The 10,788-nt window shown below is 44.2% G+C and carries 10 protein-coding genes; 2 read left to right on the top strand and 8 right to left on the bottom strand.

Annotated features, from left to right (window positions below; genetic code table 11):
- Positions 1-302 (top strand): RNA-guided endonuclease InsQ/TnpB family protein (locus BLP57_RS05150; protein WP_092069878.1); only part of this gene is annotated, 302 nt, incomplete at its 5' end.
- 193 nt (positions 303-495) lie between these two features.
- Positions 496-1,629, top strand: a complete 1,134-nt coding sequence (locus tag BLP57_RS05145) for an ROK family transcriptional regulator (protein WP_044962240.1) — start codon at positions 496-498, stop codon at positions 1,627-1,629.
- A gap of 109 nt (positions 1,630-1,738) precedes the next feature.
- Here BLP57_RS05145 and udk read toward each other — a convergent pair whose 3' ends face one another.
- From udk to BLP57_RS05105, 8 genes are all read right to left on the bottom strand, one after another.
- Entirely contained in the window at positions 1,739-2,359 is a 621-nt protein-coding gene (gene udk, locus BLP57_RS05140; RefSeq protein WP_021976352.1) for a uridine kinase, read from the bottom strand.
- A 175-nt stretch (positions 2,360-2,534) separates the two neighbouring features.
- The gene (locus BLP57_RS05135; protein ID WP_015526188.1) at positions 2,535-3,413 is read right to left on the bottom strand and encodes a methylenetetrahydrofolate reductase; all 879 of its coding nucleotides are present in this window, start codon (positions 3,411-3,413) and stop codon (positions 2,535-2,537) included.
- Positions 3,414-3,537: 124 nt separating this feature from the next.
- Positions 3,538-4,158, bottom strand: coding sequence for a methylenetetrahydrofolate reductase C-terminal domain-containing protein (locus BLP57_RS05130; protein ID WP_021976351.1), 621 nt, complete (start codon positions 4,156-4,158; stop codon positions 3,538-3,540).
- Between the two features lies 1 nt (position 4,159).
- Positions 4,160-6,124 (bottom strand): electron transport complex subunit RsxC, encoded by a 1,965-nt coding sequence (rsxC, locus tag BLP57_RS05125; protein WP_092069875.1) that lies wholly within the window; start codon positions 6,122-6,124, stop codon positions 4,160-4,162.
- A 419-nt stretch (positions 6,125-6,543) separates the two neighbouring features.
- Positions 6,544-7,068: a hypothetical protein gene (locus BLP57_RS05120; RefSeq protein ID WP_022426202.1), complete on the bottom strand. Its 525-nt coding sequence runs from the start codon at positions 7,066-7,068 to the stop codon at positions 6,544-6,546.
- Positions 7,069-7,179: 111 nt separating this feature from the next.
- On the bottom strand, positions 7,180-7,806 hold the full coding sequence (locus BLP57_RS05115; RefSeq protein WP_022426201.1) for a response regulator transcription factor: 627 nt from the start codon (positions 7,804-7,806) through the stop codon (positions 7,180-7,182).
- Positions 7,754-9,097, bottom strand: coding sequence for an ATP-binding protein (locus BLP57_RS05110; protein WP_242872554.1), 1,344 nt, complete (start codon positions 9,095-9,097; stop codon positions 7,754-7,756). Before BLP57_RS05110 ends, BLP57_RS05115 begins: the two co-directional genes overlap by 53 nt.
- A complete protein-coding gene (locus BLP57_RS05105; protein WP_092069869.1) occupies positions 9,094-10,761 on the bottom strand; it encodes a histidine kinase N-terminal 7TM domain-containing protein in 1,668 nt (555 codons plus the stop codon). The genes BLP57_RS05110 and BLP57_RS05105 overlap by 4 nt, the downstream gene beginning before the upstream one ends.
- Positions 10,762-10,788 lie beyond the last annotated feature (27 nt).

Raw genomic sequence — 10,788 nt, 5'->3', positions numbered from 1 at the left:
ATCTGAATCTGAAGGGAATGTCCGGAGGGCTGCACCTTGGGAAAGGTGTGCAGGATAACGGGTACGGGCAGTTTCTGTTCATGCTGGGATACAAGCTGGAAGAATGTGGAAAACATCTTATAAAAGTAGACCGTTATTTTGCATCCAGCAAGATCTGCAGTCTATGCGGACATAAGAAAAAGGAACTGGCATTGTCGGATAGAATGTATGTTTGTGAATGTGGAAACAGGATGGACCGGGATGTGAATGCAGCAGTCAACATCCGTGAAGAAGGAAAAAGAATCTATAAAGAATGTGCCTGACGGCACAAGAAAAAAATCCGTAACCGGATAAACATAAAAAACAAAACCGCGGGACACGCGGGGATAGCCTGTTTTAGCTTTGCCCTAAAGGGTAATCGAGCAGGAAGCCCCCACTTCAAAATCGTAAGATTTAAGTGGTGGGAGCATGTCACGACTTAAACATATCTATAATTACTTTTATCAGGAGAATCTCATGAGTGAAAAAGGATTAACCACCATCAATTTAAAAAAAATAAACCGCTCCAAGGTTTACCAATATATATACAAAACACACCAGACTTCCAAAATGCAGATCGTCCAGGATCTTCAGATGGGGCTTTCCACCGTAAGCCAGAACCTGAACCTGCTGGAAAAAGAAGGGCTTATTGACAGAAACGGATATTTTGATTCCACAGGTGGTCGAAAGGCCCAGGCCATCCAGATCGTCTCGGATTTCCGGATTTCCATTGGAATCGGGATCCTGAAAAACATGTTCCATATCACAGCAATCGACTTATATGGAAATGCCTTTTATACAGAAACCATTGCTCTTCCCTATTCCAACACAGAAGAATATTACAGACAGCTGACCGATAAAGTACGAAAATTCATCGCAGAAAATCACTATCCGAATGAAAAGATCCTGGGTATTTCCATTGCCACACAGGGGATCACTTCTCCGGATAATTCCACTGTGATCTACGGAAACATCATGAACAATACCGGAATGAAACTGGAGGATTTTTCCCGGCATCTTCCTTACCCCTGCCATCTGGAACATGATTCCAAATCCGCTGCTTTTCTGGAGCTGTGGAATCACCCGGAGCTTGACAGTGCTGTCGTGTTCCTTCTGAACCGAAACCTGGGCGGTGCCATTATCACCAATCATCAAATTCATCAGGGAAGTTCCATGCACAGCGGAACCCTTGAGCATATGTGCGTCAATCCTGACGGCCCTTTATGTTACTGCGGAAACCATGGCTGTCTGGAAACCTACTGCTCTGCCAACGCTCTGGAACAGTCTGCCGGGATGCCTGTGAAGGAATTTTTCCCTCTGCTCCGCGAAAAAAAATCCCCCCGGCTTGCTGAGCACTGGGAAGATTATCTGAACCATCTGGCCTTTGCCATGAAAAATCTGAACCTGATCATCGATGCACCGATCATCATCAGCGGATATCTGGCACCTTATTTTACAGAAGAAGATATTAATTATCTGTTAGAACACATCAACACAGACGCACCATTCACCCTGGACAGAAGCCAGATTCTGGTCGGCACCCACGGGCAGTATACACCTGCCATTGGTGCAGCTTTATATTATGTAGAGAAATTTACACAGAGCGTGTGAATACAGACATATTCACCTGAACCGGTCAAAAAAGCATGTCATACACAGCCAGACGGATACAATCTGATCCGCTCTGTCCTAGAGTATGACATGCTTTTTATTTTACTTATTATTTTTTCAGTTCTTTCAGCAGCTGCCCGATCTTTGACACAAACAGATCAAAGGCCACATTATTCTTACCGCTGTTGATCACAATATCTGCTTTCGCCCTTGTAGGCTCCACATACAGATAATGCATCGGTTTTACTGTGGTAAGATACTGATCGATGATTCCGTTTAAATCCCGTCCACGTTCCTCCACATCTCTGGAGATCCGTCTTAAGATCCTCTCATCTGCATCTGCTTCCACATAAACCTTGATATCCAGAAGATCTCGGATACGCGGATCTGCAAGAAGCAGGATTCCCTCTACCAGAATGACCGGTCTTGGTTCGATTTTCAGCACTTTGTCGGAGCGATTGTGCTGACTGTAATCGTATACCGGACATTGGATGGTTTTGCCCTCCTTGAGTTCTTTGAGATGCTCTACCAGAAGATCGGTTTCCAGTGAATCCGGGTGATCGTAATTCACCTTCACACGTTCTTCAAAGGGAATTCCGTCCTGTCTGCGGTAGTAATTATCATGATAGATCACCACCACATCGTCTCCGAAATGCTTCTTCAGTCTGTTTGTAAATGTAGATTTGCCGGAGCCTGACCCTCCGGCGATCCCGATAATAATACTTTCCATCGTCTCTTTACCTCTTAAGCTAGAATTCTTCCGCTGTGGATCCCGCAGGCTTCCCGAAGAGTTTTTCCGTATAAAGAAGCTTTTTCTTACACAAAAGCTGCCCGGTCGGTGTGCATCTCCTGCATCCGGTTCCGGACAGCTTTTCTGGTTATTTTTTATAAAGCAATCGTTCTGATCAGATCTCAGCCTGCTCCAGAAGTGCCGGGATCTTGGACTCCCATCCAAGTGCCATGATATGTACACCCTGGCAGTATGGCTTGCACTCTTTAATGATACGTGCAGCGATCTCAACACCAGTGATACCAGCTTTTGTTTTCTCTTTGTCTGCTTTCAGCTCCTCGATCATCTCATCCGGAACATGGATGCCGGCTACGTTGTTGTTCATGAACTTAGCCATTCCAGCAGATTTCGGAATGATGATACCAACCTGTACAGGTTTTCCGAACTGTTTTGCTTTTTCCATAAATTTGATGAATTTCTCCGGCTCAAATACAGCCTGTGTCTGGAAGTAGTCTGCACCTGCAGCAACCTTTCTTTCCATCTTTGCAAGCTGAGCGTCAACGGAATCGCTGCATGGAGATACAACGGCACCCTTGGAGAATTTCGGTGGCTCACCAACCAGCTGGTTTCCTCCAAGATCCACACCGGACTCGAGAAGCTGTACTGTATGAAGAAGAGATACAGAATCAAGATCGAATACCGGTTTTGCCTGCGGATGATCACCCATCTTCGTATGATCACCTGTCAGACAGAGGATGTTCTCAATACCAAGCATAGCAGCACTTAAAAGATCAGACTCCAGTGCGATACGGTTTCTGTCACGACATGCAAGCTGGAAGATCGGATCCATTCCGGCGTCTTTGAGAACTTTACACATTGCAAGAGATCCAAGACGCATAACCGAAGACTGGTTATCTGTTACATTGACTGCATGAACGCCCTTGAGATAAGTTTTGGCTTCTTCTACCAGTTCATCTACATGGATCCCTTTTGGCGGTCCTACTTCTGCAGAAACTACAAATTCACCACGGTCGAATAATTCTTTCATTTTCATATTATATTTGCTCCAATCATTTAAAATTTGGGGTACGGTCCACCTGCTCTGCTGCATACATTGCGGAATATTTCCGGTGAACCGTATCATAATTTAATTTGGCTTCTTAATAAATCTTTGCTTATTATTTCACTTCATCATCTGTAGCGAAATTATGGATCTGTGTCGGGCATTTCAGTGCGTCAAGGCGTCCGATCTCTTTCAGACGTCTGTAGATGCGCTCCCATCCACACTCCATGTCACTGTCCACTTCGCATTTACCATTCTTGGAACCGCCGCACTGGCCGTTGACAAGACTCTTGGAGCATGCTGTGATCGGGCAGATCCCGCCGGTAAGGTTCAGATAACACTCACCACACTGGTCACATTTATATTCTAACGGTGTTACACCCTGGAAACCAGGTACCGGGTATGTATCGCAGGCTGCGCATACCATCTTGTCTTCCAGATATTCTGCGATGGTCTGTACACCAACACCACAGGAGAATACCAGGACCAGATCCGCTTCTCTGATCTTATCCATGTGTTTCTGAAGACGTAACTGCATATTTTCCGGATTACAGATATAATCCGTTGTCATGATCCCTGTCACATTTCCTTCAGCGGAAAGCTCCTTCTGAAGTTCAACAGCTTCTTTTTCCGGAAAACGAACTTCCTTGCATCCATGGCAGTTGATGATAAAAACTTTCTTTCCGGCTGCCAGTGATACGATAGTTTCTTTTGCTTTTAACTGGGTAATCAACATATCACTTCATCCCCCTTACTGCATTTTTTCCGGCTTTGATACTGTTAATGATCGGAATCTTGGAAGAACAGATATACTGACAGCATCTGCACTCAACACAGTCCATGACATTCATGTCCTTCATGCCCTGCCAGTTCTCTTCTTTCGCATATTTTACGAAATACAGAGGAGAAAGTTCCATCGGACATACGTCCACACAGCGTCCGCACTTGATACATGGCTGCTCTTTGGTCTCATCTGTATCAATGGCGATGATACCGTTGGAGCCCTTCATCATAGGTACCTCCAGAGTGTTCAGAGGGAATCCCATCATAGGTCCGCCCATCTTGACCAGAACATCGTCATCTGTAAATCCACCGCAGTAATCGATCAGCTCTTTTACGCTGGTACCGATCTTGATGATAAAGTTGCCAGGATTCTTGATCTTCTCGCCTGTTACGGTTGCAACACGCTCGATCAGCGGCATACCCTTCTGGATCGCATCGGAGATCGCTTTTACAGTACTGATATTATCTACGATAACGCCAACATCTGCCGGAAGGCCGCCGCTTGGAACCTTTCTGCCCATGACACGCTTGATGAGAGTTTTCTCAGCACCCTGCGGGTATTTGGTTCTTGCAACAAAAACTTCCATATTTCCGATATCGGCAACTTTTTCCTGCATTAATTCGATCGCATCCTGCTTGTTATCCTCGATGACAATGATGCCCTTCTCAGCACCTGTTGTCTTAAGGATCGCTTTCAGACCGAAAATAATATCATCAGCAAACTCAAGGAGAACCTTATGGTCTGCTGTTAAATATGGCTCACACTCACATCCGTTGAGAAGGATGGTATCAACCGGTTTTGCAGGTTTCAGCTTGACACAGGTCGGGAAACCTGCACCACCCATACCAACGATTCCGGCTTCTTTTACGATCTCAATGATCTCATCCGGTGTAAGTTCGTCCAGGGCTTTATGTGGCTGTACGGATTCGTGCAGAGTATTTTTTCCGTCGGATTCGATGACAACTGCCATCACCTCACTGCCTCTTGTACCATGCATACGTGGCTCAACAGCAACTACGGTTCCGCTTACACTAGAATGTACCGGTGCGCTGATAAATCCGGCAGCTTCTCCGATCTTCTGTCCAACCTTTACTGTGTCGCCTACTTCCACGATCGGGTTGGCAGGTGCACCAAGATGCTGGGACATGGAGATCACAACCGTCTTCGGATCCGGGAATTTCTTCAGATCGATATGCTCGCTGAATTCCTTATGCTCTGACGGATGAACGCCACCATAGTATCCGTTCAGTCTATCCTCTCTGATAGACTTCACGTAATCATTGATCACCTTAAAGTTAACCTTGGAGTAATCACGTACCTGTACCGGCTGATTCAGGAACTCTTCCAGACGACCCTGTTTTGCCAGTCTCTGGTAGATCTTCTCCCATGCGCAGTCCTTGTTAGGATCCACTTCACATTTCCCGTTCTTTGCTCCGCCGCACTGTCCATTCACAAGACTCTTGGAACAGTCGACGATAGGACAGACGCCTCCGGTAATGTTCAGATAGCACTGTGCACATGCATCACAGCTCTTTTTGGTAAGTGCCATGCCGTGATGGCCTCTGTAGTTAAGGGTATTACTTGCTGCGATCACCGGCTTACCGGTCAGATCTGCAACAGTCTGGATACCAAGACCACAGGAGATCACAACTACATTCTCTGTACCTTCCGGCAGCAGATCCTGTAATTTTCTTTCTGTGTGCATCTTGTTGCACAGAAAATCGAATTTCGCACTGCCTGTGACGGTTTTTCCCTGCTCCGCAGCAAATTTCAGGAATTCCTCGCAATCCGGTTCGTCAACGGTCTCAAATTCCTTGAAACACTTGTTACAGGCGATTACAAACAGATTGTCCCTGCCGTTCAGCACTGATGCAAGCTCATCACTGCTTTTCAGCTTGTACTTAGTATAGTTTTCCAATTGCTCACCTTCCTTATAAAGATTATATCCTTATGATTATCTGCTCTTATCCGTTCCCTCCTTCTCTGCACTCCCAGGAAAGAAACAATAAAACCAAATAAATAAGTTCTTTGTTATTTGTTCAGCCCTTCGAAAATCCCGGTCCCAAAAAAGGCCGCAGTATTTCCTCTGACCGCTACAATAAATGTACCATAATTTGAACATATTATCCAGTTTTATTAGCTATTTTTATAAATTTATTCTATGATTTCATCCCAATCGTCTATGGATGTACGGATATTTGTACAACTTCTGTTATGCTGCATGCGTTAGTTATATGCAACTTATATAATTTTGTTTATAAAATATCCTTTTTATGCATTGAGCATATTGCACAAGGATTTTATCTTTAACAGGGCAGATCCGACAGGTGTCTTTTGTCATGGGGTAAGACGCTGTCCGCAATATTCACAGGTGCTCAGACGACCTTTTATTACCTGATTCTTTGCACCGCAGCTGGGGCAGGTAACTGTAATATAGATCTTCTCATTTACGCGTCTGTTCGGTGCAGTGATCATAATATAATTTCCTTCTCTGTCTATCTGGATATTCCGGATATATCCCCCCGCAATAAATTTTTCCAGCTTTTTCACTGCACCTTTTCCCAGTTCCTGCTCAAACTTTTCAAATGAGACAGTATTCTGGGCATAGGATTCAAACCAGCAGGCAATTTCTCCAGCTTTTTTCTTCTTTAATGCTTTTTGAATTTCCCGGAAGGTTGGATACAGAAACAGCAATCCAAGTATGATCTCTGTTGCTGCCATTCCCCAGCGCCCTTCACCAATATACTTCTCCGATGCGCCAATAGCTCCCAGGGAAAAAAGTATAAAAAAGCCACAAAGAACCCATTTCAGTTTCCCAAGTATTCCTGTTTTTTTATTTTTTTCTGTCAAAAAATCGCTCATGTCTATTTCCTCTTTCCTATTATTCAAAATCTTATGCTATATTTGTGAATGCTCCGTCAGCTCACGCCAAACTCCCTCTGTCCGAATATGTTTCTGCATTCTGTGGATCTTCTATTTCAGTGTGGTTACGATCAGTTTACTTTCCAGTGCAGCTGCTATCAGATCCTCTTTGCAGCTGTATCCCGCCTTGGCGATCATTTCCTGAAAATTCCATCTCACCCCAGAAGCAGAACAGTCCATTTTCCTTGCGATCTCGGAATATGACATCCCGTGAATATACAGGCGCAGCATCTCCAGCTGTCTGGGACTGATATCACCGCTTGTGATCCAGTTAAGTTCCACCTCCGGTGCCACATCCGGAAATACATGCTCCCCATTTAACGTTCTGTAGATCACACTCCGTATTTCCTCTTCACCGTGATCCTTATACCATAGACTGTCTGCACATCCGCTCTTTGCTCTTTCCAGCACCTTGGGATCGATCAGCGAAGTAACAACCAATACCTTTGTATATGGATATTTTTCCCTGATGATCTTTCCGGCACTCAGCCCATCATGATTATGAAATGTCTGCACATCCATAAGCACAAGATCAATTGCCGAGTAAGAGCAGATCTTTACAGCTTCACAGGCATCCGAAACTGTCTGGACATGTCGGAATTCCGGTTCCCGCATAATAATACTTTCAAAATACTTCTGCATGATCCTCTGATCTTCTACTATCAGTATCCGTACCATAGACTCCCATCCTTTCTGTCAGTGGCATTTTCAACACCAGACAAAACTCCGGCGAAAAAGAAACCTGCATAATACATTTCTCTGACTCCGCAGCTTTTCTCAGTGCAGACAGACCACCACCTTCTTCTGCATTTTTTTCAGGTGCATCTCCATCATTCGTTATCCGGATGCTGTATTCATTTGCACCTTTTTCTATCTTCACCAGAACTGTACTTCCATGGGCATGTCTGGCACAATTTGTCACACATTCACGGATCGCTCTGTCTGTCAGCAGCCTGTAGGAGGGATGCTGAGGGAAATTCCCGCTGATCTGAACATAAATTCCAAGTTCTTCTGCATGCCTGATCGTATCCGCGCATAATTCTTCCATATTCTCAACAGAAGAATCTGTAAGAATATAGACCAGATGCTTTAGTGCAGATAGCTGTTCATCCATTTTATCCTGATTTTCTTTTCTTTCCAATATCCTGCGTATTGACAGAAGGCTTCGGCCAAAATTGTCATGAACCTGCATTTTCATGGCAAGTGTCTCCTGCTCTCTTATTTTATCTCCGATTTTTTCATACATTTCCTCTAGCTTATGATTCAGGATTTCCAGCTTTTCATTATTTGCTCTGATCTTTTCACCATTGTAATAAATTTCTGATACATTAACTGCCACTGTCTGCAGATATCCTGCACAATCCGGCTCCTGCAGACGATATTCCTGAAACATCCAGACGGAATCATCCGGAAAATAAAATACATTACTGTCACTGTTTAATCTGCGAAGTCCCTCTGCTTCGGATCCTCCATTTATTACTTTCCGCAATGCCTCATAATCCTGCAGATAGGAGCCTATCATTATCCTGCTCAGTTCATGCATCTTGGTGTTGCATAAAACGATCCTTCCAAGAGGATCCGAAAAACACACCCCACAGGGAACATCATCAACAGCTTCATTCACAGACCAGTAAGACAGAGAATGATGATATCTGCGTCTCTCTCTCCAGATTGCCCAGCAAAGATAAAGCAACAATACCACCATCGCTGCCATCAAAACACTGACCGGACACATCCGGAGCATTAGCTGATATGCGCTTTCCCCCTGGCAATATCTGTGATCATTCATCAGGAACCCCATAAGCATAAAAGAAACTGCAAAAACAGTCACTGCTGTTATAATTTTCTTTTTCCCGTAAAAACAGGTTATCCTGATCAACAGAAGGATCAATTCCAGAATCAGGCAGATTTCAAGAAGGATCATCAAAAAATCCTGCATTGCCATACTGCATTCCGCAAAATCAGTCATCTTCCGCCTCTCTTTCTGAATACGATACATCCGATAAACCATTCGTTTTCATCTTCCTGCTGCACATTTAATTCCGGTCTTTCTGACATTAATCCCCGAAGATCTGCTTCTGCTACAATATGAACCGAGATCCGCAAAGCATCATCGATCTGCGACACACGGTAAAAAACAGACTGCATTGTATCAAACAATCGTTCCACAAGCCATTCAAAGGTATCATAGCATTTTAGTATATCATCTGCATTCAGCTGCACTTCACCATTTTCGACATAATAAGCCGCCCGGATCTTACATAATTTTAAGCTGTCACAGGATTCCGCAAGACTCTGTCTGAGATCCTCCATTGTAAGCAGATTTCCGTCTGATGCATATTGTGTCAATACCAGATTTTTTCTTCTTTTTAAATATGTACCAACAACCACGATCTTTCCCAGGATCCGGTCATAGTGTTCCCTTGACTCCATTCTTTCCAGCTCATCCATCAGCTGTGACAGCAATTCCAGCTGCCCGGCTGTCTGATTCTGTATCATGTTCAGCAATCGGTTCTGTTCTTCTGTTTTTCTCCGCTCAGCTTCTTTCTGATAGGTTTTCTGCAGCAGACGATTTCTGGCAGTCAGCTCCTCCTGCTGTTCCCGGATATCCTGATACTGATCCAGAAGCACCGAAATATCTTCTGACCAGAACAAATGTCCTCCTCTTATAGGAATATGGTTGATCCGGATTCCCTGTTCCTGTACAGCTGATCTGTTTATTACAATTTTACGCAGTTCCGGTGACAGCTCAGGAAAATCACCGGAATGATAATAACGCTGAAAGGAATCATCCGTAATCTCTGCATCCAGTCCTCCGGAGGTCTGGAATAATTCAAAATATCGATTGTTCGTCTGTATCAGGCCGCATAATATACATCCCTGGTAAATTGCCGCCATCAAAAGGCAGCATACCGCTGTCATATCTCCGGCAATTGTTTTGATCAGAGGCAGACGGAGTAAATTCCCGATATTCCATCCTAGAAGCAATATTCCCGGAATAACCGGCAGCCAAAATTGCTTTCTTCCCGGAATCCTGCTTTTTCTGATCAGCATGATTTCCATCCATATCAGGCAAAATATGATCCATCCCTGGATTACTATAAAAAGAATACCATAGCTGTAATCTCTATCTGAAAGCGGCGGCCGCCCGGAAAACCGAAACACCAGCTGATGCAGATCATTTGTAAAAACACTGATGATCAAAACCACCGCAAAAGCAAGCAAGGCAATAATTTTTCTGAATGTTTTCTCTCCATCCTTTTCCCCTAGAAACATCGCTGCTGCCAGTCCAAGGACCGGGATCAGGATCATCGGGATATAATACAGATACCAGCAGATATGTTCTCCAAGCGGATCATGAAAAATATGAAATTTTACTGTCCGTACAAAAAACCAGAAGACCATCAGACAGCCAATTGCAGTCAGACATCTGCGCGTTTTTCTATGCACTACATGCTTTTCCAGATAAATCACCCAGGCACAATACATTCCCAGATAAATACAGTTACGACACTGATCTGCGAGATTTCTCATAAAAATATTTTCCGGTCTTACCAGCCTGCAGAAATACGCCAGAAATACACTTATCAGGATTCCTCCATACGACAGTGCCCTTTTTTTATTGTATGTCATGAAAATTCCTCTCTCATTAATACACCT

The sequence above is a fragment of the Blautia sp. SF-50 genome (genome assembly GCF_900101315.1).
Lineage (GTDB): Bacteria > Bacillota > Clostridia > Lachnospirales > Lachnospiraceae > Blautia_A > Blautia_A fusiformis.
Note: the sequence above shows the minus strand (reverse complement) of the source record. Positions and strands in the feature narration are given on the sequence as shown.